Genomic DNA, 21,265 nt, shown 5'->3' with positions numbered 1-21,265 from the left:
ATCAGTGGTCGAGGGTTTCGGTGACCGAGGCGGGGCCCATCAGCGGGGTGTCCGGGGAGACCGAGCCGTCGGAGTCCACCGCCTCCGGGCGCACCTCGTGCGGGGTGATCCGGCCCGCCTGGATGTCCTCGGCCCAGTGGCAGGCGACCCGGTGTCCGCTGCCCAGCCTGCGCAGTTCCGGCCGCTCGGTGTCGCACCGGGTCGGCTGCCGCCACGGGCAGCGGGTGTGGAAGCGGCAACCGGATGGCGGGTTGGACGGCGATGGCAGGTCCCCGGTGAGCAGGATCTGCTCCCGGCTGTCCTCCACCGTCGGGTCCGGCACCGGAATCGCCGACAGCAGCGCCTTGGTGTACGGATGCAGCGGCTCGTTGTAGATACTGTCCGAGTCGCCCTCCTCCACCAGCGAACCGAGGTACATCACCCCGATCCGGTCGGAGATGTGCCGGACCACCGCCAGGTCGTGCGCGATCACCAGGTAGGTCAGCCCGAACTCCTGCTGCAGGTCCTCCAGCAGGTTGAGCACCTGCGCCTGCACCGAGACGTCCAATGCGGACACCGGTTCGTCGGCGACGATCAGGTCCGGGTTCAGGGTGAGCGCGCGGGCGATCCCGATCCGCTGCCGCTGGCCGCCGGAGAACTCGTGCGGGTACTTGCGCAGCGCGTTGCGCGGCAGGCCGACCGCGTCCAGCAGCTCCAGCAGCCGGTTGTGCGTGGCGTCCTTGTCCTCGTCCATGCCGTGCGCCCGCATGCCCTCGACCAGGATCGACTCCACCGACTGCCGGGGGTCCAAACTGGACAACGGGTCCTGGAACACCATCTGGATCCGGCTGCGCATGCGGCGCAGCTGCTCACCCTTGAGGTCGGACATGTTCACGCCGTCGAAGATCATCCGGCCGCCGGTCGGCTCGACCAGCCGCAGCAACGCGCGCCCGAGGGTGGTCTTGCCGCAACCGGACTCCCCGACCAGGCCGTAGGTCTCCCCGCGCTGGATCTCCAGGCTCACCCCGTCCACCGCGTACACGTGCCCGACCGTGCGGTCCAGCACGATCCCGCGCTTGATCGGGAAGTGCACCTTCATCTCGTCCACGGTCACCAATGGCTCGGTCATGCTTGCTCCTCCGCGGTTTTGCGCGCGTCCGCGATCGTGTCGACGGGGCGCCCGGCATGACCCAGCGCATGACCACCAGGGCACGCGCCCCGCCGCCCCGACAGCGGGGCCTCCGGCCAGGGGCGCGCTCCGTGGTCGCTTTGACTGCCGCGGATTGACCCAAGGGGTGTCATGCACGCACCTCCTCCGCCGCCCCGACCTCGACCGGGTTGTGGCACCGCAGCATCCCGCCCCGATCCTCGACAAGGTCCGGGCTCACCTCGACACAGCGGTCGATCGCGTTCGGGCAACGCGGGGCGAACGCACAGCCGTGGTCCCACGGGATGTTGTCAGCCACCGAACCCCTGATCGGCACCAGCTTGTTGCCCCGCGGCAGGTCCAGCCGCGGAATCGAGGCCAGCAGCCCATGCGTGTAGGGGTGCCGTGGCTGCGCGAACAGGCTGTGCCGGGCGGCCCGCTCCACGATCCGGCCGCCGTACATCACGTTCACCGTGTCACACAGCCCGGCCACCACGCCGAGGTCGTGCGTGATCATGATCAACGCGGTGTCCGTACCGGAGACCAGCTCCGCCAGCAGGTTCAGGATCTGCGCCTGGATCGTCACGTCCAGCGCGGTGGTCGGCTCGTCGGCGATCAGCAGCCGCGGTTTGCAGGCCAGCGCGATCGCGATCAGCGCCCGCTGCCGCATCCCGCCGGAAAGCTGATGCGGGTACTCGCTGATCCGCCGGTTCGGGTCCGGGATCCCGACCCTGTTCAGCAGTTCCTCCGCCTCCAGCCGGGCCTTACGCCGCGGTTTCCCCTGGTGCCGCTCGATCACCTCGGTGATCTGCAACCCGATCGGGATGACCGGGTTCAGCGAGGAAAGCGGATCCTGGAACACCATGCCGAGATCCCGGCCGCGCCGCTCGTCCAGCTCCCGCTGGGAGAGGCCGAGCAGCTCGTCGCCCTCGAACCGGACCGAGCCGGACACCGAGTTACCCCGGGACGGCAGCAGCCCCATGATCGCCAGCGAGGTCACCGACTTACCGCATCCGGACTCGCCAACGATCCCGACGGTCTGCCCTGGATCGACATCGAAACTGATCCCGTCCACCGCGGTGGTCGGCGCCTCGCCCTTGCGCTGGAACACGACGGAGAGGTCACGAACTTCCAGTAGTGCCATCACCATCACCGCCGTTGCCGCGGGTCGAGCGCTTCCCGCATCGACTCACCCATGAGGGTGAAGCCGAGCGCCACCACGATGATGCATCCCGCAGGCCAGAAAGCCAGATGAGGCTGGCTGTCGAAGAAGTCCTGCGCGTTACCGAGCATCTGTCCCCATTCCGGAATCGCATCGTCCGCGGCGCCGAGGCCGAGGAACGACAACGCGGCCGCGTCGAGAATCGCGATCGCCAGCACCAGGGTGGACTGCACGATCACCGGGCCGAGTGAGTTCGGCAGGATGTGCCGGAACACGATGGATCGCCATTTCACGCCCAGCGAGCGCGCCGCCAGCACGTGATCGCTTTCCCGCACGCCCAGCATGGTGCCGCGGAGTAATCGCGCGAAGATCGGGATCTGCACGATCGCCACCGCGAGGATCACGGTGAACTGGGTCTGTTCCGCGAACAGCGCCCCGATGGACACCGCGAGCAGCAGGGATGGGATGGACAGCATCACGTCCACGATCCGCATCACCAGGGTGTCCACCCAGCCGCCGAACGCGCCGGCCAGGGTGCCGAGCACCAGCCCGCCGCCGAGCCCGATCACGGTGGCCAGCAGGGCCACCATCAGGGTCTGCTGCGAGCCGAGCAGCATCCGGGAGAAGAAGTCCCTGCCGTACTGGTCGCCGCCCATCGGATAACCCGGTTGCGGCGGCGGGATCTCGTTGCGAGCACGGGAAACCTGGTCCTCCAGCAACCGCAACCCCGGATCGTGCGGGGCGATCAGCGGGGCGATCAACGCCAGCAGCACGAACAACCCGATCACCGTGGCCCCGGTGAGGAACACCGGGTTCCGCCGCAACCGCCGCCATGCCGAGGCGGCGAGGCTCACGCCCGCGCTCGACCCGTTGTCCGAATCGCCATCCGGCCCCGGTGGTCGCACCGCCGTCTCGGCCAGCCTGTCTATCTTCGCCGCACGCGACGTCACCGCTCACTACCCTTTCTGCGCGGTACGGATGCGCGGGTCGATCACCGCGTACGACAGGTCGACCAGCAGGTTGACCAGCACGTAGGCCATCGCGGCCGCGATGATGACCACCTGCAGTACCGGGAAGTCCTTGCGTTCGAAACCGATCGCCAGCGCCTGCCCGACGCCCTGCCAGGCGAACACCGTCTCGGTCAGCACCGCTCCGGACAGCAGCGCGCCGGTCTGCAGACCGACCGTGGTGACCACCGGGAGCATGGCGTTGCGCAGCACGTGCCGGTCCCGGATCACCCGCGCGGTGAGGCCCTTGGACCGTGCGGTGCGCACGTAGTCCTCGTCCATCACGTCCAGCACCGAGGCCCTGGTGATCCGGAAGATCACCGCGAACGGGATCGAGGCCAGCGCCAGCGCGGGCAGGAACAGGTGCTTGAGCGCGTCCAGCGCGGCGTCCCACTCCCTGGTGAGCAGCCCGTCCAGCACGAAGAACCCGGTCACCCTGGTCGCGTCGAGCCCGACCGACTGCCTGCCGCCGGTCGGCAGCAGCCCGAGCTTGATCGACAGCACGTACTTGAGCAGGAACGCCAGGAAGAAGATCGGGATCGAGATACCGATCATCGAACCGACGATGCCCACGTTGTCCAGCCAGCCGCCACGCCGCCGGGCCGCCATGTAGCCGAGCGGGATCGCGCCGATCAGCGCGATCAGGATGGCTCCGAGGCTCAGTTCGATGGTGGCCGGGAACCGCTCCAGGAACAGCTCCATCGCGGGCTTGCCCGGCGACACCCCGGTGGAGGTGCCGAAGTCACCGGAAAGCGCCCGGCCGACGAAGTTGAAGTACTGGACGTAGATCGGCTGGTCGAGTCCGAGTGCCTGCTCCAGCTGGGCCCGTGTCTCGGCGGTGCCGCGGTCCCCCAGGAGGGCCGAGACCGGCCCTCCCGGGAGCGAGCGCAGCCAGGCGAAAAGCAGCACCGAGAGCACGGCGATGACCAGCAGCAGTTGCAGGACCCGCCGAATTGCGTAACGAAGCACCGCTGTCCGCTCAGCCGGAAATGCTGACCGGGGCGAACTCCTCCTGGGTCAACGGGCTGGCGACCAGCCCCTTCACCTCGGGAGCCACCACCAGCGCAGGCGGCGAGTGGGAGATCGGGATCGCAGGCAGGTACTCCGACTTCAGCTTGCGGTTGATCTCCTCGTACTTCGCCTCCCGCTCGGCGTCGTCCACCGTGGCGTCGGCCTCGTCCAGCTGCTTGGCCAGCTCCTCGCCCCACGGCGAGCCCTGGGTCCAGAACTGGTTGTCCGGGGTACCGAAGAAGGTACCGATGAAGTTGTCCGGCGAGTTGTAGTCGCCCGTCCAGCCGAGCAGGAACAGCTGCGCGTCGGCTACCTCGACCTGGTCGAGGTAGCCACCGGCCCACGGCTTGCTGACCGGGGTCACGGTGAACCCTGCCGCCTCCAGGTCCTCCTGGATGGCGCCGAAGATGCCCTGCGGGTTCGGCATGTACGGCCGGGTCACCTGGGTCGGCCACCACAGCTCCACGTTCAGGTTCTCGTGGCCTGCCTCGGCCAGCAGCTGCTTGGCCTTCTCCGGGTCGTAGTCGTAGTGCTTGGCGTCCTTGGCGTAGCCGTCGACAGCCTCCGGGTAGTAGAGGTTGGCGGGCTGGGCGCCGTCCGGCAGCACCGAGGAGACCAGCGTCTCGCGGTCGATCGCGTGGGCGAGCGCCTGCCGCACCTTCAGGTCCTTCAGCGCCGGGTTGTTCTTCTGCGTGATGCCCAGGTACAGGATGTTGAACGGGTCGCGGATCATCAGGTTGAACCCGGCCTCCCGCAGGGAGTCCCAGTCGGCGGGCGCAGGCAGGTCGTAGCCGTCGATGTCCCCGGCCTCCAGGGCCTGCTTGCGGGCCGTCTCGTCCGCGATCACCCGGAAGATCAGCTTGTCCAGCTTGGCCTTCTCGCCGTGGTACTCCTCGTTGCGGGCCAGCTCGATGGCGCCGTTGGCCTCGTCGTAGGAGACGAACGTGAACGGCCCGGTGCCGGTCGGGTGCTCACGCGCGTAGTCGGAGAAGACGAAGCTGTCGCCCTGTGCCTTCACGTTGTCCGCCTGGTGCTTCTCCATCGCGGTCGGGCTCTGGATGGCGAAGGAGGACTGGGACAGCATCGTCGGGAACCGGGCGGTGAACCTGGTCAGCTGCAGCTTGACCGTGGTCTCGTTCTCCGCGGTGCAGGACTCGTACAGCGAGGGCTTGCCGTCACCCTTGAACCCGCCGAAGTTCTCGATCCAGTAGTAGGAGAGCGCGGCGGTGGCGCCGGCGCCGGTCTGGTTGTACCAGCGCTCGAAGTTCGCGCACACGGCCTCGGCGTTGAACGGGGTGCCGTCGTGGAACTGCACACCTTCCTTCAGGGTGAAGGTCCAGGTCTTGCCGTCCTCGCTGGAATCCCACTCGGTGGCCAGCTCCGGCTTGATGTTCGAGGTGCCGGGCTCGAGGCCGACCAGGCCCTCGTAGATCTGCCGGGTGACCCGGAAGGTCTCGCCGTCGGACGCGTAGAACGGGTCGAAGTTCGACGGGGCACCCGCGGCCCCGAACACGAGCTGGCCTCCGGTCTGACCTTCGCCGCCGGAATCCCGTTCGGATTCGGCGCATGCGGACATCGAGACCGCGAGTGCACCGGCAAGCCCGATCAGGGCGATGCGGCGCCTTCCGGCCACGCGCGTCTGGAGCATGGTGACACCCCTTGAGATGTGTTTCAGTTCGGGCCGGGTGATCGGCAACACGCCACCCGGTAGTTCCGTGTGGTCGCCGACACTAGCGGCTAACGGACGCTCACTTAAGCACGCGAGGTTACGATCGCGCTACGTGGCCGCCGAACTAACCCCGTGGAGTCGGCAAACAATCACTGAACGTGCTGAAATCTCGCACCGTTGCGCCGGGGACTCAACACCACTAGTCCATCCAGCGGAACGCGGCCTGCTCTGGCGCATCCACTACGAACCAGCCCTTTTCGAAGGCCTGCCAGTCCTGGAGGTAGCCGCGGGCCGCCTCGCCCTCCCTGGCGACGGCGCGTTCCAGCCGGGTCGCCGGATCCGGTCCGGGCAACCACCAGAGCACGGACAGTGACGGGCGCATCGACGCGCGGCCCGCGGAAACGCCCTCCAGGATCAGCACCTCGGGCACCGGGACCCGCACCCAGTCGCCGAGCCGGGGGCTGCCGGTGGTCCAGTCCATCCGGCGGTAGCGGCCGGGCTCACCCGCCGCCAGCCTGGCCAGCACCCCCTCGGCAAGCCGCGGCCACCAGGACACCGGGTCCGTCCAGGTGGCGAACTCGTCGGTGCCGATCAGCGCGGCTCCTACCCCGCGTTCGCGCAGCTCGGCGCGTACCGCGGCGGCCAGGGTGGACTTGCCAGAGCCGGACGGCCCGTCGATGGCCAGCACCCGCACCGCCCCCAGCCGCGGCGGCGCGGCCAGCACGGCCTCGGCAGGGCCGGTCACCTCGGTGCTAGTTCCTGGACTCGACCGGTGAGTCGGTACGGGAGTCCTGCGCGGCCTTCAACTCGGTGATCCGCCGCTCCAGCTCACGCCGGGTGTCATCCAGCTCACAGCGCAGCAGAGCGGTCTCCTCGACCGAGGTACGGACCTCCTCCTCCAGGTGCCCGACCTCCACGCTCAGGTGCAGGCAGACCAGCGCGAGCACGACCCCGGCGAGCAGGAACACGAAGTTGGACGCCGTCTGCACACCGGTGAGGCCGGCGAGGAACTCGGCCGTCTTGGGCAGCACGGCGAGCACCACCACGCCAACCGCCACGATCAGCCAGATGCCGGCGTACTTCTCCCGCAGCTTGCGCCGACGCATCATCTCGACCACGACGAGCAGCACGATGCCGGCGATCACGATGCTGAGGATCTGCCACCCTGCCACCGCTACCCCTGCTCTCCTGTCCGGGTGCCGTTCCGCTTGTCAAGTGTGCTATGCCGAGTCCGAGGAGTCCGTGGCGGGTCGCCTCCGGACCAGCGCGAGCAGCAGGGCGAGCCCGGCCCGGCCGAGGTAGATCGCCGCCCGGATGGGTGACTGGCTCGGCTTGCCGGAGGCCCGTTCCCGCATCACCACCGGCACCTCCCGCACGACCAGCCCGGCGCGGATGGCCAGCACCAGCGACTCCACCGTGTCCCCGAGGTACTCCGCGGGGTAGTACCGGGCGAACAGCCGCACCGCCCGCGGGCCCGCGGCCTTGAACCCGGAGGTGACATCGCTCAGCCGGGTCCTGGCCAGCCGGGAGAACACGAACCCGAGCACCCACATGGCGTACCGGCGCGGGCCGCGGGCCTTGTAGTTGCCCTTGCCCGCGAACCGGGAACCGATCACCACGTCCGCCTCGGCCAGCCCGTCCAGCAGGGCGCGCACCTCGTCCGCGTCGTGCTGACCATCGGCGTCCACCTGCACCACGACGTCGTAGCCGTGCGCGACCGCGTAGCGGAATCCGGTGCGCATCGCCCCGCCGACACCCAGGTTCACCGCCAGCCGGGCCACCTCGGCCCCGGCGGCGCGGGCCAGCTGGGCGGTCCGGTCCACCGAGCCGTCGTCCACCACGAGCACGGCCGCGTCCGGCACGGTCTCCCTGACCTGGTTGACCACCGTGCTGACACTGTCCTGCTCGTTCAGTGCGGGAAGCACGATCAGGATCCGACCGGCCTCCACCGCCGTATTCCGCACGGATCTCACTGTATCTGCCCGCCGTCCGTTCAGTTCGAGGGAACCGCGTCCTGCTGTCCCTCGATCGCGTACACCACCGCGCCGGGGTTGCGGTAGACCTCGGTGAACTGCTCGCTGCCGGCCAGGCCGGTCATCGACTCCGCCCGTTCCTTGCTGTCCCGTACGAAGCCCTTGCCGAGCAGCACGTACCGGACCCCGAGGTCGTTCAGCGCCTGACGCACCCGTGCGTCGGTGCCCAGCTCGTTGAGGTTGTTGGCCAGATACCAGGCGTCGCTGCCCTTCTCGGCGCCGTAGTAGGTCCAGATCACCGGACGCACCCCGGCGAGGGCATACATCCATACCGACCCGTCATCGCTGTCGTTCATCACCGGTTCGTCCGGCCCGACCCGCTCGGCCAGCCATTCGTAGGCGGCCCGCTCGTCGCCGCTGACCGTCGGCCCGTCGGTGTAGATCTCGGCCAGCCAGGAGTCGTTGCGGCCGATGTAGCCGCCGTTGCCGAGCAGACCGAGGACCAGCCCGATCGCCACGGCCACCGCCACCGGCACCGCCGGCCGGTCCAACCCGGACCGCCAGGAGGCCAGCTTGCCGGTCACCGTGTTCGCCGAGCTGTCAAGGAACTGGCCGAAGGCCACCGCCCCGGCCAGCGGCACCAGCGCCGCGATCCGCCAGTGGTCGTTGTAGAACGGGCCGGTCAGGGTGTGGATCAGGTCGGTCTCCAGCGAGACGGTGGCCGCGAACAGCCCACCGAACAGCAGGTATGCCCCGACCATCCACATCATCCGCCGGTGCTTGACCAGCAGGAAGACACCGGCCAGCGCGGGCAGCCCGATCCACCACTGCGGGAAGTGCGCCATCGGCGAGAAGGTGACCATCTGGCCGAAGCCCTCGGACACCGTCGCCTCGGACTTCCAGGTGGCGTCGGTGACCCCGCTGGCGCTGGTCAACGCGGGCAGCACGACCGGTGCGGCCAGCGCGACCCCGAGCAGCACGGTGGCCACCAGCCCGGGGGCCGCGCGGCGCCACTGGATGCTTTCCCAGCCCACCAGGACCGCCACCAGGATCAGCAGCAGGTAGGGGGTGACCACGAAGGCCAGGCTGGTGTGCAGGCCGACCAGGCCGGCAACGGCCAGGGCGATCCCCATCGGACCGGCGAGCCCGCGCGGGACCAGCAGGTGGCGGGCGATCGCCAGCACGGCGGGAATGAGCGCGACCCCCGCCACGTACGGCCACAGTGGACCGCGGGCCAGCGAGTCGTAGGGGAACGCGGTGAACCAGGTGGAGATCGCGGCGGCACCGGCGACCGCGAGCGGCGGCATCCGCCAGGCCGCGGTCAGCGCGGCGACGCCGAGCGGCCAGGCCAGCACCACGGCCAGCGCCGCGATGTTGAGCAGTTGTGGCACGTCCAGGCCCGCCATCCCGAACAGCGGGGCCAGCAGCGCATGATAGGCGTCCGGATAGAAGTAGCCCGCATTGTCCGGCTGGTTGGCGATGGTGCCCAGGTTCGAGGGCAGGGCCGAACCGGTCTCCGCGATCCAGCGGACCGCGTTGGCGTGGAAGGAGGCGTCCCACTCCTGGCTGATCCGGCCGAGGCCGCCGATCCCGCGCAGGAAGGCCACGGCGCCGACCGCCATCCCGGCGAGCACACCCGCGCCGATCAGCAGGTGGTCGGTGCGCGACCGGGGCTGGTCCTGCTCCCCACGGTCGGGCCTGCGCCGGTACAGCAGGTAGGAGATCGCACCGAGCAGCAGGGCGACGACCGCGGCCCACAGCGCGAGGTTGAGCAGGTTCCAGGTGATACCCAGCTTGCCGAGCACCAGGATGCCGACCGCCACGATGCCGAAGGTCAGCGCGGGTGCCGCCGCGGCCAGCGTCCAGCCACGCAGGCGGATTGCCGCGCCCACGGCCAGCCCGGGTAGCCAGAACGCCAGCAGAACGAGCAGAACATTCATCGGGTAGCAGACCTATCCCGCACGGTCGTGCGTTGAGAAACGAAGATGAGTGCGACCACGAGCCCCACGGTCGGCCCGATCACCAGGCCCAGCACCGCCCGCAGCACGGTGTCGCCCGGCCAGAAGCTCAGCACCAGCGCGCTGCTCACCGCGATCACGGCCCAGGTGACCAGCACCCGGTTGGCCTGCGTTCGCGCCACCAGCACGGCGGACAGCAGCTGGATCATCGCCAGCAGCACCGAGGACCAGACCAGGCCGGCCACCGCGGGTCCGTCCACCTGGTAGTCCTGCCCGTACAGCAACCGCACCAGCCACGGGCCGATCAGCAGGCCGGCCAGCGCGCCGACCGCGGCCAGCGCCAGCGCCCCGACGGTGCCGAGCGCCAGCAGCCTGCGCAGCCGGTGCACCCCTTGCTCGCTGCCGGACAGCTTGACCACGGCGGGCACCGCAAGTGCCTGCACCGCGGCGAACATCAGCAGCGGGACCCTGGCGATGGTGAGCGCGGCGAAGAGCGAACCGAGGCGGCCCTCGTCACCCTCCGGGGCGATCAGCCGTGCCAGTGCGGGGTACCCGGTGATCACGCTCGCGGTGAGCGCGGCGCTGAGCATCAGGGTGAGCACCCTGCGGGACACCAGCGCCCACGACTCCCCGGACCGGTCGGGGTCGACCAGCCCGCGCGCGCGGCGGGCGAACGCCAGCCAGGCGAACGAGCCTGCCGCCACGGCGATCCCCAGCGGGATCATGCCGGTGACCCCGGCCAGCGCGATCAGCCCGACCAGCAGCGGCCGTACCGCGGCCTCCACGATCAGCAACCAGGAATACGGCGTCACCTGGTCCTGGCCCATGAGCAGGCCACGCACGGTGAACTGCACGGCGAACGCGATGCCCGCGCCGAACACCAGCGCGACCAGCCAGTAGTGCTCCTCGAACGCCCGCTCGTTCACCGCGGGGATCAACAGCACCAGCGCGGCGGCGCCGACCGTTCCGCCGCCGACGACCAGCGAGCGTCCCACGTCCCTGCCCGCCTTGCCGCCCTCCTTCGCGGCCACCGCGGACAGCCGGGACACCTCCTGCTCCAGTGGCGCCAGCGCGCTGCCGAGGCCGAACACAATGCCCCAGAAGGTGATGAACACCGCGAACTCGGCCGGGGTGAGCAGCCTGCCGACCGCGACCGTGAGCGCGTATCCGAGCAGCGAACCGACGGTGATCGCGACTCCGACCTTGCCGACCGACCGGCCGGCCCCCTCCGTCGCGGTAGCCATCAGCGGCCAGTCACTCTGCGAAGCCAGGTGCGCAGGGCGAGGCCGAGACCGCGCAGCACCCCCGCCCCGAAACCGGCGGCGAACAGGGGCAGCAGGCCCGCCACGGCGCGGGCCTCGGCATTCGAGGCGCCGCACCGTTTCACTACCGCGCCCGCCGCGGCCGAGCAGGCGGCCCCGAGTGCCACCGTGGCCTTTGGCCGCTTCACCAGCAGCCCGGCGCCCACCGCGCCGAGGCCCAGCGCCGCGAACAGCGCGTTCCGTGCGGGACCGGAGGTCGCCAGGTAGGAGTCCACGTAGGTGGTCCCCCGGAAGTAGGACTGGGCGGCGAACTTCCGCAGCGTGTCGCGGCCGTGGTAAGTGGCGGCGAATTCCGGGGAGAGGTGGATGCGTTCCCGCTCGGCGATCCAGCGCAGCATCCTGGTGTCGTCGCTGGCGAGCCGCACGTCCTCGTACAACGAGGCGAAGGCGGCGACCGAACCTTCCAGCGATTCTTTTGGCGCGCAGAAGAAGCCCGTTCCCTTGGGGAAGAGATCGAATTCCTCGACCCCGAAGGACGTCAGCCGCGGATTCGCGAAGTACCGCCGCCATGGGACGGTAACCAGGCCTGCCATGAACCCGGCATAAGGATTGTCCGCGGAGGCGACGTTGATATGCCCGTTCCATACCTTTCGCTCGGGATGTTCGGTCAGTTGACCACGCAGAAACCGCAGCGAGTCGGTGTCCACGATCACCCTGCTGTCCAGCAGCAGCACCCGGTCTCCACTCGCCTTGGCCAGCCCGGCCCTGCGGGCCTCGAACCGGCCCTGGTTCGGCTGGCTGAGCACCGTGATGCCGGTGCGCTGGGCCAGCACCTCCGGGGTCCGGTCGGTGCTGCCGTCGTCCACCACGATGATTTCCACCGGCCATTCCGCCCGCGCGGCGGCGCCGGCGAGCGCGTCGAGGCAACGGCCGATCCAGTCCTGCTCGTTGTAGACCGGGATGACCACACTCATGCTGGGCGTGTTCGGGTTCATCGCGAGCGAGGCTACCGCCCGCGGGGGTGCGGGCCGCACGCAGTATCCTGACCGCGTCCCGGCGCCCAGTAGAAAAGACTTCTCGTGATCGCGTTTCTCGTCGGCACAACCGCGGAGCTCATCAAGATCGCGCCCGTTTATCACGCGATCGCGGCGCGCGGCACCACACCGAAGATCTGGTTCACCGCGCAGCATGTGGACGAGGTCGCCGACACCCTCGCCGACCTGCGGCTGCCCGAGCCGGACGTGTGGCTGGTGCCCCGTGAGCAGGCGCAGGGCCTGCGGACCCCGGCGCAGGTTCCCGGCTGGGCCGCCACGGTGGCCCGCACCGCGTGGTCGATGCGCACGCGGCTGCGGGCGACGCTGGCCGAGGACGGCAAGCCCCCGCTGGTGATGGTGCACGGCGACACGTTCACCACGCCCTATGGCGCGCTGATCGGCAAGCGGATGCTGGGCGCAAGGGTCGCGCATGTCGAGGCGGGGGCGCGCAGCGGAAGCCTGCTCAGCCCGTTGCCGGAGGAGCTGAACCGCAAGATCGCCGCGCGGCTCACCGACATCCACTTCGCACCGACCGAGCGCGAAGTGGGCAACCTCGGCTCGGCCCGGGGGATCGTGGTGAACACCGAGGCGAACACCGCGATCGACGCGATGCGGCTCGCCATCGACGCCGAGCCGCCGGTGACCGGGGTCCCGGAGAAGTTCGGCCTGGCCACCCTGCACCGGTTCGAGCTGATCTCCCGTGGCGACAAGTACCGGGAAGTGCTGGAGATGCTGCGTGAGCACGGCACCTCCCGGATGCCGGTGCTGTACCTGGCCGGTGGCCCGGAGCGGGAACGGATCGCCCGGCTCGGGCTGGAGGGCCTGTTCGACGACGAGCGGTTCATCATCCAGCCGAAGCTGCGCTACCTGCAGTTCCTGCCGTTGATGGCGCGGGCCCAGTTCGTGGTGACCGACTCCGGCGGGCTGCAGGAGGAATGCGCCTACCTCGGGCTGCCCTGCGCGATCCACCGGCAGCGCACCGAGCGGCTACAGGGCATCGGGAGCAACATCGTGCTCACCGAGCTGCGCGCGGACGTCCTTTCCGACTTCCTGAACACCTACGAGACCCGGCGGGTGGAGTCCACACTGGACCGTTACCACCCGAGCCGGATCATCGTGGACACGCTCGCCCAGCTCGGCTACTGCTGAGGCAGGCCCTCAGAGGGCGCGGCGGCCGGAGAGCGCCCTGCCCAGGGTGAGCTCGTCGGCGAACTCCAGGTCGCCACCCATCGGCAGGCCGGAGGCGAGACGGGTGACGGTCAGGCCGGGGAAGTCCCGCAGCATCCGCACCAGGTACGTCGCGGTGGCTTCGCCCTCGGTGTTCGGGTCGGTCGCGATGATCACCTCGGTGACCTCCTCCGCGCCGATCCTGGTCAGCAGCTCCCGCATCCGCAGCTGGTCCGGCCCGATCCCGGACAGCGGGTCCAGCGCACCGCCGAGCACGTGGTACCGCCCGCGGAACTCCCTGGTGCGCTCGACCGCGAGCACGTCCTTCGGCTCCTCGACCACACAGAGCAGGCCGGGATCGCGCCGCTCGTCCCGGCAGATCCGGCACCGTTGTTGCTCGGAGACGTTGCCGCAGACCTCACAGAACTGCACGCCCTCCTTGACCTTGCCCAGGATCTCCTGCAGCCGGGCGATATCCGCGGGGTCGGTCGCGAGCAGGTGGAAGGCGATGCGCTGGGCGCCCTTCGGTCCGATACCTGGCAACCGCCCCAGCTCGTCGATGAGGTCCTGGACTACCCCTTCGTACACCTACTGCCCCGGAAGGCCCAGGTTGCCGAGGTCGGGCATGCCACCGCCGCCGCCGAGGCCACCCGCAAGCGGGCCCAGCTTCTCCTCGGTGAGCTTCTGCGCGCTGGCGGTCGCGTCCCGCACCGCGGCCACCACCAGGTCGGAAAGGGTCTCGGTGTCCTCGGGGTCGACCACCTTCGGGTCGATGGAGAGGCCCTTCAGCTCCATCCCGCCGGACACGGTCGCGGTCACCAGCCCGCCGCCCGCGGTGCCGGTCACTTCGGTCGCCGCCAGCTCCTCCTGCGCCGCGACCAACTGCTCCTGCATCTGCTGGGCCTGCTGCAGGATTTGCTGCATGTCGGGCATGCCACCACCGGGTTGCGCCATGATTCGGTTCCGATCCGCCTACTCGCTTGTACGTGCCTCCCAGCCTAGCCGCAGCCGGTATGGCAGCGTGGTCAGCCGTGCTCACCACGCGCCGCCTGCTGTCCTTGCTGCTCCTGAGCCTGGTGCTGGGCGCCTGCTCGCAACCGGCGACCGGCGGCGACCCGGCCACGCCCTCGCGAACGGCAAACTCGCCAACGGAAACGGCCGACTCGGCGACCCGGACGGCAAACACGACGACGCAGGCGGCAAACACGCCGGTGGTCGTGCTGGATCCGGGGCACAACGGTGGCAACGCGAGCCATCCGGCCGCGATCAACCGGCAGGTGCCCGCGGGGCGGGGCCGGAGCAAGGCATGCAACACCACCGGAACGGCGACCGCGGCTGGCTACCCCGAGCATGCGTTCAACCTCGACGTCGCGCGCAGGGCCGGGCGGCGGCTGACCGAGCGCGGGATCGAGGTCGGCTACACCCGCACCGCGGACGACGGGGTCGGCCCGTGCGTGCACGAGCGGGCGCGGATCGGCAACGAGCGGGAAGCGGACGCGGTGGTCTCCATCCACGCCGACGGCTCCACCGACCGCGGCGCGCACGGCTTCCACATCGCCTACTCCGCCCCGCCGCTGAACGAGGCGCAGGGCGAGCCCGCGTTGCGGCTGGTGCGGGCGCTGCGGGACGGGATGCGCGGGGCTGGCTTCCCGGTGGCCGGCTACCTCGGCGAGAACGGGCTCTCCGGCCGGGACGACCTCGCCGGGATGAACCTGTCCACCCGGCCGGCCGCACTGGTGGAATGCGGCAACATGCGCAACCCGCAGGAGGCGGCCGCGATGTCCTCGGCCGAGGGCAGGCAGCGCTACGCCGAGGCGATCGCGGAAGGGATCCTGGCCTACCTCGGGGCCTGAGCACCGGCCGCGCGCAGGAACCGCTCCCCGGTGGCGCGCAGGAAGTCCGCCAGCTCCGGCGGTTCGACCACCTCGGCCTCGGCGGCCAGCGAAGCCAGCATGAAGGCCACCCACTCCAGCTCGTCCACATTCATCCGCAGCAGGCAGGAGCCGTCCGCGCCCGCCTCGACCGTGCCGCCCGCGTACCGGGCGAGCCGCTCCACCTCGGCGAGCGGCGCCTGGACGCGCACCTCCACCCGGTATCGGGTGGGCAGTGAGCTGAGCCGTTCCCGGACGAACTCCGCGGCATCGGCAGCAGGCAGCTCACGCTGGCGGAAGGTGGCCCCGGTGACGGCGGGCTCGGCCAGCCGGTCCACCCGGAAGGTGCGCCAGCCGTGCCGCTCGGCGTCCCAGGCCACCAGGTACCAGCGCCTGCCAAGCGACACCAGCCGGTGCGGCTCGACCAGCCGGGTGGTCCGGCTGCCGTCCCTGGCGGTGTAGTCGAACCGCAGCCGCTCGTCGTCCCGGCAGGCCTGGGCGAGCACGGTGAGCGCCACCGCGTCCACCGTCGGCCCGCCGCCGAACACCGCGGGCACGGTGAACGACCGCAACGCGTCCACTCGCCTGCGCAGCCGCGGCGGCATCACCTGGATCACCTTGGTCAGCGCGCGTACCGAGGTCTCCTCGATACCGTCCACCGCGCCCCCCGCGGCCGTGCGCAGGCCCACCGCGATGGCCACCGCCTCCTCGTCGTCCAGCAGCAGCGGCGGCATCGCACCGCCGGATCTGAGCTGGTAGCCGCCCGCGACCCCGCGGCTGGCATCCACCGGGTAGCCGAGGTCGCGCAGGCGATCGACATCGCGGCGCAGGGTCCGCTCGCTCACCTCCAGCCGCTCGGCCAGTTCGCCGCCCGGCCAGTACCGGTGGGTCTGCAGCAGGGACAGCAGTTGCAGCATGCGTGCACTCGTGTTCGCCATGAATCCAGCCTGACTGCTAAACAGGTCAAAAAGTGGCCGGAATAGACCATAGCGTAGCCGCCATGAACGAACCGATGATCCGCACCAGCGGACTGACCAGGCACTTCACCGTGAAACGGGCAACGGTCGAGGCGGTACGCGGACTGGACCTGCGGGTGGAGCGCGGCGAGCTGGTGGCCCTGCTCGGCCCGAACGGGGCAGGCAAGTCGACCACCCTGCGGATGCTCACCACCCTGCTGCCGCCGACCTCCGGTACCGCCAGCGTGGCCGGGCACGACGTGACGACCGGAAGGCGCGAGGTGCGCCGCCGGATCGGCTACATCGGCCAGGGCAACGGGGCGGCACACAGCCAGCGCGGCCGCGACGAGCTGATCAGCCAGGGCAGGGCGTACGGAATGAGCATCGCCACGGCCAGGTCCCGCGCCGCCGAGCTGATCGACTCCCTGGACCTTGGACCGGTGGCCGACCGGGTGGTCTCCTCGCTCTCCGGTGGCCAGCGCAGGCGGCTGGACATCGCGATGGGCCTGATCCACGCTCCCGACCTGCTATTCCTTGACGAGCCGTCCACCGGCCTCGATCCGCAGAACCGGGCGAACCTGCAGCAGCACATCCGGGGGCTGCGCGCCGAGCACGGCACCACGATCGTGCTGACCACGCACTACCTTGATGAGGCCGATCAGCTGGCCGAGCGGGTCGTCGTGGTGGACCACGGCCGGGTGATCGCCGACGACACCCCGGCCCGGCTGAAGGCCGACCACGCCGGTGACCGCATCACCCTCGGCTTCGACGGCGAGGCGGAGGCGCGGCGGGCGGCCACGGGCTCGCTCGGTATCGCGGCGGGGGCGCGGATCGAGCGGGTGGGCCGCACCGTGGTGCTCGAGGTGGCTGGTGGTGCCCAGCTCACCCCGAAGCTGCTGCGGGCGCTGGAGGACGAGGGCATCGCGGTGGCGGCCGTCGAGGTCGCCCGCCCGACCCTCGATGACGTGTTCCTCAACCTGACCGGGCGCAGCCTGCGCGAGGACGGCGCCACCGGTACCGACACCGACAGCACCGAAGCAAAGGAGTTCGCGGCATGAGCACCACCGTTGTTTCCGATACCGCCACCGTGTTCAGCCGCGAACTGCGGCCGGTGCTGCGCAACCCGTTCTCGGTGATCTTCTCGATGGTGCAGCCGCTGTTCTTCCTCGCGCTGTTCGCCCCGCTGCTGCCGGACACCATGGGCGGCGAGTCCGCGCTGCAGTGGTTCGTACCCGGCATCGTGGTGATGTCCTGCCTGTTCGGCACCTCGACCACCGGCGCGAACCTGCTGTTCGAGATCCAGACCGGCTCGCACGAGCGAATGCTGGTCGCCCCGCTGCGCAGGTCCGCCCTGATCGTCGGCCGGGCGCTGAAGGAGATCGTGCCGATGTTCGCCCAGGCGGCGATCATCGTCGGGGTCACCATGCTGTTCGGGTTCCGGATGCATCCGGCCGGTGCGCTGATCGGCCTGCTGATCCTGGCGGTGTTCGCGATCGGGCTCGGCGCGCTCTCCTACACCCTGGCGCTGGCCAGCAAGAACCAGGAGTGGATGTTCTGGGCGGTGCAGCAGACCCTGCTCTTCCCGCTGCTGCTGCTCGCCGGGATGCTGCTGCCGCTGGAAGCGGGGCCGGGCTGGATGCGGATGCTATCCCAGTTCAACCCGCTGACCTACGTGGTGGACGCCGAGCGCGCGCTGTTCAACGGCGAGATCCTCACCGCGACCGTTGGCGGCGGGATGCTCGCCGCGCTGGTGGTGGCCGCGCTCGGCCTGCTGGTCGGCGGCCGGGCCATGCGGCGCGCCGCGGGCTGAGCCCTAGTTCAGCGGTCGCGCACCGAGCTGTTCGGAGAGCAGCTTGTGCGCGGCCGCTTCCGGGTCGGCCGAGGTGTCCGGCTTGCGCGGCGCAGCCTCCGGGGTGGGTCCGCCGTCCTCGGCGTAGGCGGCCTCGTCGTCGGTCGGCTCCGGGGGCAACGGGATGTCCGGCTCCCCGGTGGCCGGTTTCGGCGGCGCGGGCCGTTCGGCCTCCGGAGCTTCCGCCGCCGGCGCCTGCGGTTCCCTTGGCGGCTCGGGCTTGGGCTCGGGGCGTTGCGGGGCGGGCGGCTGGGGCTGGGGATTGTTCCGCGGTGGGGCCGAACGGGCCTGGCCACCGGCACTGCCCCCGCCGTGCACGCAGCTCACCTGCCAGGTGCCGCCGAGCACGTCGTGCAGGGCCGCGGCGATGAACTCGGCGTTGCGTGGCTCGGACAGCCGCCTCGCCAGCGGTTCGGCGGTGTGCGCCAGCACGACCGTTGAGCCTTCCACGCTCTGCACGGTGGCGTTGGTGAGCATGGCCTCGGTGCTGCGGCTGGTCTTACGGATGGAGGCGAGCAGCTCCGACCACACCCTCCGCACGGCCGCGGCGTCCAGGCCACCGGAGCTCTCGGCAGGCGCGGTGGAGGCCGGCTCGGCTGGTTCCGGATCGGGCGCCTGGGCGGCCTGCGCCGCGGGGGCCGGTGACTCCGGGGCGCTGCGCGGTTGCGGGTTCGGAGCCGGTTCCGGCGCGGCGGCTCGCTGCGAGGGCCGCTGGAAGCGGCTCTCCTGGGGTGGCGGCGCCGGGGCCTCCTGGGCCGCCTGGGCCTGCTGCGGCGCCGGGCCGCTCGCGCTCGCCCTGCGCTCGAGACGTTCCAGGCGTTGCAGCACGGCCGCCTCACCCTCGGAGGCGGCTGGCAGCAGCATCCGGGCGCACAGCAGCTCCAGCAGCAGGCGCGGCGCGGTTGCCCCGCGCATCTCCAGCAGCCCGGCGTGCACGATCTCGGCGTAGCGGGACAGGGTGGCCAGCCCGATCCGCTCGGCCTGGCCGAGCAGCCTGGTCAGCTGCTCCTCCGGCACGGCCACCAGGCCACGGCTGGCCGCGTCCGGCACCGAGCGCAGCAGCACCAGGTCGCGCAGGCGGTCCAGCAGGTCGGAGGCGAACCGGCGCGGGTCGTGCCCGGCCTCGGCGAGTTTCTCCACCGTGCCGAACACCGCGGCCGCGTCGTCGGCGGACAGCCCGTCGATCATCTCGTCCAGCAACGCGGCGTCGGTGACCCCGAGCAGGGCGACCGCCCGGTCGTAGGTCACCCCTTCCGGGCCTGCCCCGGCGAGCAGCTGGTCCAGGATCGACTGGGTGTCCCGTGCCGAGCCGCCACCGGCGTGCACGACCAGCGGGTAGACCGCGGGCTCCACCGCGATGCCCTCGGCTGCCACGTTGCGTTCCAGCAGCTCCCGCATGGCGCTCGGCGGGATCAGCCGGAACGGGTAGTGGTGGGTACGCGAGCGGATGGTGGTGAGCACCTTGTCCGGCTCGGTGGTGGCGAAGATGAAGATCAGGTGTTCCGGCGGCTCTTCCACGATCTTGAGCAGGGCGTTGAAGCCCTGCGTGGTGACCATGTGCGCCTCGTCGATGATGAACACCCGATAGCGCGACTCCGCTGGAGCATAGAAGGCGCGGTCCCGGAGCTCGCGGGCGTCGTCCACGCCGCCGTGGCTGGCCGCGTCGAGCTCGGTGACGTCGACGCTGCCTGGGCCCTCAGGCGCCAGCGCCCTGCACGGGCCGCACTCGCCGCAGGGGTCCGCTGTCGGGCCCTGCTCGCAGTTCAGCGAGCGCGCCATGATGCGCGCGCTGGAGGTCTTGCCGCAGCCGCGGGGCCCGGAGAACAGGTAGGCGTGGTTGATCCGCTGCGCGGCCAGCGCGGTACGCAGCGGTTCGGTGACGTGCTCCTGCCCGACGACCTCGGCGAAGCTCGCCGGGCGGTACTTGCGGTACAGCGCTAATGCCACGGGGCGAGAGTACCGGCCGCCGCCGACACCGCCGGACCCGCGCCCATTAAGACGAAGGGGACCCCGCGCACCCGCCAGAGCCTGCTTATCCTTGCTGCCTTCCGGCCCTGGGGAGGTTCACAGGGTGGACGCCGCGCGGGGTCCGTTGTTCAGTGTACGCACCCTTCCGCGAGGTATCCGGACGGGGACGGCTCGGGCATCTCCCCGTCATCCGCCGTTCGCCTGATCGGGGTTGGATGCCGGACCATGAAACTCGGTAAGGCCTTGCTGGTCGCGGTCCTGCTGGCGGTGGCCCTGGCCCCGGTGGCGAGCGCGGGTCACGGGCCCGGGATCCGGGTGCTGACCTGGAACATCTTCCATGGCGGGCGGGAGCCGGAGCAGGGCAACCTGGCGGACCTGCTGGACCAGGTGGTCGCGCTGCGCCCGGATGTGTTCTTCAGCGTGGAGACCTACGGTTCCGGCGACGAGATCGAGCGGGCGCTGAGCAGGCGCGCCGGCAAGGGCCGCTACACCGGCGTGCGGGTGACCGATCGCCCGGACGGCCAGGACAACCTGTGGCTGTTCACCCGCTTTCCGGTGACCGAGGTGTATCCGGCGCCTTCGGGCGGGCGGGTCACCGACTTCCACTTCGGCGGCGCCAGGGTACGGGTGCCGGGGCGCGGCGAGATGAACCTGTTCTCGGTGTGGCTGCCGTACACCGATCCGTGCGTACACCGATCCGTGGAACGGATATCTGATCGACGAGAACGCGGCCGGGATCCGGGCCGGGCTGGAACCACGGCACACCGCGCAGGAGGTGGCCCATGCCGAGCGGGCGCAGGCCGAGCACATCGGCGAGATCATCGGGACCCGGTTGCCGAGGATGCTGGCCGGGAATCGCGACCCGGTACTGCTCGGTGGCGACTTCAACACGCTGCCCGCGGCCGACTGGAGTTCGCGCTGGGCGAACTGCCCGAACCACTTCGGGATGAGCTTTCCCTTACGGGCAACGGAGATCGTGACCAGCGCCGGGTTCGTGGACACCTACCGGGCGGCGAACCCGGACACCTGCACGGCGCAGGGCGCGACCTGGAGCCCGCTGCCCACCGAACGGCTGGTCACCGAGCAGCGGATCGACTTCACCTTCGCCCGCGGGCCGTTCCAGGTGCGCGAGTCGTTCGTGGTGGACGAGCGGATGCGCCGGCACGGACCGGGCGTGTTCTACAGCGACCACGCCGCCGTGGTCAGCGATCTCACCTTGCGCCGCTGAATTGTCTGACCCGGGGGCCATAAT

The 21,265-nt window shown here is 70.5% G+C and carries 21 protein-coding genes and 1 other RNA gene; 5 read left to right on the top strand and 17 right to left on the bottom strand.

All coding sequences use genetic code 11. From position 1 onward, the window contains the following. Position 1: 1 nt before the first annotated feature. The 11 genes from KOI47_RS02410 to KOI47_RS02360 form a co-directional block, all read right to left on the bottom strand. Complete coding sequence (locus KOI47_RS02410; protein WP_216213475.1) at positions 2-1,108, bottom strand: ABC transporter ATP-binding protein; 1,107 nt, start codon at positions 1,106-1,108, stop codon at positions 2-4. Between the two features lie 169 nt (positions 1,109-1,277). Further along, on the bottom strand, positions 1,278-2,270 hold the full coding sequence (locus KOI47_RS02405) for an ABC transporter ATP-binding protein (protein WP_216213473.1): 993 nt from the start codon (positions 2,268-2,270) through the stop codon (positions 1,278-1,280). A 5-nt stretch (positions 2,271-2,275) separates the two neighbouring features. Beyond that, entirely contained in the window at positions 2,276-3,238 is a 963-nt protein-coding gene (locus tag KOI47_RS02400; RefSeq protein WP_216213470.1) for an ABC transporter permease, read from the bottom strand. 6 nt (positions 3,239-3,244) lie between these two features. Next, a complete protein-coding gene (locus KOI47_RS02395) occupies positions 3,245-4,264 on the bottom strand; it encodes an ABC transporter permease (protein WP_216213467.1) in 1,020 nt (339 codons plus the stop codon). Positions 4,265-4,274: 10 nt separating this feature from the next. Then, the gene (locus KOI47_RS02390) at positions 4,275-5,954 is read right to left on the bottom strand and encodes an ABC transporter substrate-binding protein (protein WP_216213464.1); all 1,680 of its coding nucleotides are present in this window, start codon (positions 5,952-5,954) and stop codon (positions 4,275-4,277) included. 220 nt (positions 5,955-6,174) lie between these two features. Further along, complete coding sequence (locus KOI47_RS02385) at positions 6,175-6,720, bottom strand: uridine kinase family protein (protein WP_216213462.1); 546 nt, start codon at positions 6,718-6,720, stop codon at positions 6,175-6,177. 7 nt (positions 6,721-6,727) lie between these two features. Continuing rightward, entirely contained in the window at positions 6,728-7,147 is a 420-nt protein-coding gene (locus tag KOI47_RS02380; RefSeq protein WP_216213459.1) for a DUF2304 domain-containing protein, read from the bottom strand. A 48-nt stretch (positions 7,148-7,195) separates the two neighbouring features. After that, positions 7,196-7,939, bottom strand: coding sequence for a glycosyltransferase family 2 protein (locus KOI47_RS02375; RefSeq protein WP_232376496.1), 744 nt, complete (start codon positions 7,937-7,939; stop codon positions 7,196-7,198). Positions 7,940-7,968: 29 nt separating this feature from the next. After that, entirely contained in the window at positions 7,969-9,888 is a 1,920-nt protein-coding gene (locus KOI47_RS02370) for a DUF6541 family protein (RefSeq protein WP_216213456.1), read from the bottom strand. Next, on the bottom strand, positions 9,885-11,150 hold the full coding sequence (locus KOI47_RS02365) for a lipopolysaccharide biosynthesis protein (protein WP_216213454.1): 1,266 nt from the start codon (positions 11,148-11,150) through the stop codon (positions 9,885-9,887). Before KOI47_RS02365 ends, KOI47_RS02370 begins: the two co-directional genes overlap by 4 nt. Further along, positions 11,150-12,163 (bottom strand): glycosyltransferase family 2 protein, encoded by a 1,014-nt coding sequence (locus KOI47_RS02360; protein WP_216213450.1) that lies wholly within the window; start codon positions 12,161-12,163, stop codon positions 11,150-11,152. Before KOI47_RS02360 ends, KOI47_RS02365 begins: the two co-directional genes overlap by 1 nt. Positions 12,164-12,247: 84 nt before the next feature. Here KOI47_RS02360 and KOI47_RS02355 point away from each other — a divergent pair, with 84 nt between their 5' ends. Continuing rightward, complete coding sequence (locus tag KOI47_RS02355; protein WP_216213447.1) at positions 12,248-13,351, top strand: UDP-N-acetylglucosamine 2-epimerase; 1,104 nt, start codon at positions 12,248-12,250, stop codon at positions 13,349-13,351. 9 nt (positions 13,352-13,360) lie between these two features. On the opposite strand, the gene recR is transcribed toward KOI47_RS02355, so the two are convergent. Together recR and KOI47_RS02345 are read right to left on the bottom strand one after the other, a co-directional pair. Further along, on the bottom strand, positions 13,361-13,957 hold the full coding sequence (gene recR, locus KOI47_RS02350; RefSeq protein WP_142000056.1) for a recombination mediator RecR: 597 nt from the start codon (positions 13,955-13,957) through the stop codon (positions 13,361-13,363). Continuing rightward, the gene (locus tag KOI47_RS02345; RefSeq protein WP_216213444.1) at positions 13,958-14,323 is read right to left on the bottom strand and encodes a YbaB/EbfC family nucleoid-associated protein; all 366 of its coding nucleotides are present in this window, start codon (positions 14,321-14,323) and stop codon (positions 13,958-13,960) included. Between the two features lie 59 nt (positions 14,324-14,382). Between KOI47_RS02345 and KOI47_RS02340 the strand changes: the two genes are divergently transcribed. Then, complete coding sequence (locus KOI47_RS02340; RefSeq protein ID WP_216213441.1) at positions 14,383-15,222, top strand: N-acetylmuramoyl-L-alanine amidase; 840 nt, start codon at positions 14,383-14,385, stop codon at positions 15,220-15,222. Here KOI47_RS02340 and KOI47_RS02335 read toward each other — a convergent pair. Beyond that, on the bottom strand, positions 15,207-16,178 hold the full coding sequence (locus KOI47_RS02335) for a helix-turn-helix transcriptional regulator (protein WP_216213438.1): 972 nt from the start codon (positions 16,176-16,178) through the stop codon (positions 15,207-15,209). The two genes, KOI47_RS02340 and KOI47_RS02335, sit on opposite strands and share 16 nt — an antisense overlap. A 74-nt stretch (positions 16,179-16,252) precedes the next feature. On the opposite strand from KOI47_RS02335, the gene KOI47_RS02330 reads away from it, so the two are divergent. Then, a complete protein-coding gene (locus KOI47_RS02330; protein WP_216217028.1) occupies positions 16,253-17,254 on the top strand; it encodes an ATP-binding cassette domain-containing protein in 1,002 nt (333 codons plus the stop codon). After that, on the top strand, positions 17,251-18,006 hold the full coding sequence (locus KOI47_RS02325) for an ABC transporter permease (protein ID WP_216213435.1): 756 nt from the start codon (positions 17,251-17,253) through the stop codon (positions 18,004-18,006). The genes KOI47_RS02330 and KOI47_RS02325 overlap by 4 nt, the downstream gene beginning before the upstream one ends. 3 nt (positions 18,007-18,009) lie before the next feature. On the opposite strand, the gene KOI47_RS02320 is transcribed toward KOI47_RS02325, so the two are convergent. The 3 genes from KOI47_RS02320 to KOI47_RS35370 form a co-directional block, all read right to left on the bottom strand. After that, positions 18,010-19,992 (bottom strand): DNA polymerase III subunit gamma and tau, encoded by a 1,983-nt coding sequence (locus KOI47_RS02320; RefSeq protein ID WP_216213432.1) that lies wholly within the window; start codon positions 19,990-19,992, stop codon positions 18,010-18,012. Positions 19,993-20,044: 52 nt separating this feature from the next. Further along, positions 20,045-20,139, bottom strand: an RNA gene (gene ffs, locus KOI47_RS02315) — signal recognition particle sRNA small type. Between the two features lie 359 nt (positions 20,140-20,498). Beyond that, on the bottom strand, positions 20,499-20,690 hold the full coding sequence (locus KOI47_RS35370; RefSeq protein WP_232376495.1) for a hypothetical protein: 192 nt from the start codon (positions 20,688-20,690) through the stop codon (positions 20,499-20,501). A gap of 2 nt (positions 20,691-20,692) precedes the next feature. On the opposite strand from KOI47_RS35370, the gene KOI47_RS35365 reads away from it, so the two are divergent. Beyond that, complete coding sequence (locus KOI47_RS35365; RefSeq protein WP_332461480.1) at positions 20,693-21,241, top strand: endonuclease/exonuclease/phosphatase family protein; 549 nt, start codon at positions 20,693-20,695, stop codon at positions 21,239-21,241. The last annotated feature ends 24 nt before the right edge of the window (positions 21,242-21,265 follow it).

The sequence above is a fragment of the Amycolatopsis aidingensis genome (genome assembly GCF_018885265.1).
GTDB lineage: Bacteria > Actinomycetota > Actinomycetes > Mycobacteriales > Pseudonocardiaceae > Amycolatopsis > Amycolatopsis aidingensis.
The sequence above is the reverse complement of the archived record's forward strand: the minus strand, read 5'-3'. Positions and strand labels throughout refer to the sequence as shown.

Excerpts from the sequence above, each read along its gene's own strand:
- KOI47_RS02365 (WP_216213454.1), bottom strand. The coding sequence starts at position 11,150 with ATGGCTACCGCGACGGAGGGGGCCGGCCGGTCGGTCGGCAAGGTCGGA.
- KOI47_RS02405 (WP_216213473.1), bottom strand. The coding sequence starts at position 2,270 with ATGGCACTACTGGAAGTTCGTGACCTCTCCGTCGTGTTCCAGCGCAAG.
- KOI47_RS02360 (WP_216213450.1), bottom strand. The coding sequence starts at position 12,163 with ATGAACCCGAACACGCCCAGCATGAGTGTGGTCATCCCGGTCTACAAC.
- KOI47_RS02335 (WP_216213438.1), bottom strand. The coding sequence starts at position 16,178 with ATGGCGAACACGAGTGCACGCATGCTGCAACTGCTGTCCCTGCTGCAG.
- KOI47_RS02390 (WP_216213464.1), bottom strand. The coding sequence starts at position 5,954 with ATGCTCCAGACGCGCGTGGCCGGAAGGCGCCGCATCGCCCTGATCGGG.
- KOI47_RS02410 (WP_216213475.1), bottom strand. The coding sequence starts at position 1,108 with ATGACCGAGCCATTGGTGACCGTGGACGAGATGAAGGTGCACTTCCCG.
- KOI47_RS02340 (WP_216213441.1), top strand. The coding sequence starts at position 14,383 with ATGGCAGCGTGGTCAGCCGTGCTCACCACGCGCCGCCTGCTGTCCTTG.
- KOI47_RS02330 (WP_216217028.1), top strand. The coding sequence starts at position 16,253 with ATGATCCGCACCAGCGGACTGACCAGGCACTTCACCGTGAAACGGGCA.
- KOI47_RS02325 (WP_216213435.1), top strand. The coding sequence starts at position 17,251 with ATGAGCACCACCGTTGTTTCCGATACCGCCACCGTGTTCAGCCGCGAA.
- KOI47_RS02370 (WP_216213456.1), bottom strand. The coding sequence starts at position 9,888 with ATGAATGTTCTGCTCGTTCTGCTGGCGTTCTGGCTACCCGGGCTGGCC.
- KOI47_RS02345 (WP_216213444.1), bottom strand. The coding sequence starts at position 14,323 with ATGGCGCAACCCGGTGGTGGCATGCCCGACATGCAGCAAATCCTGCAG.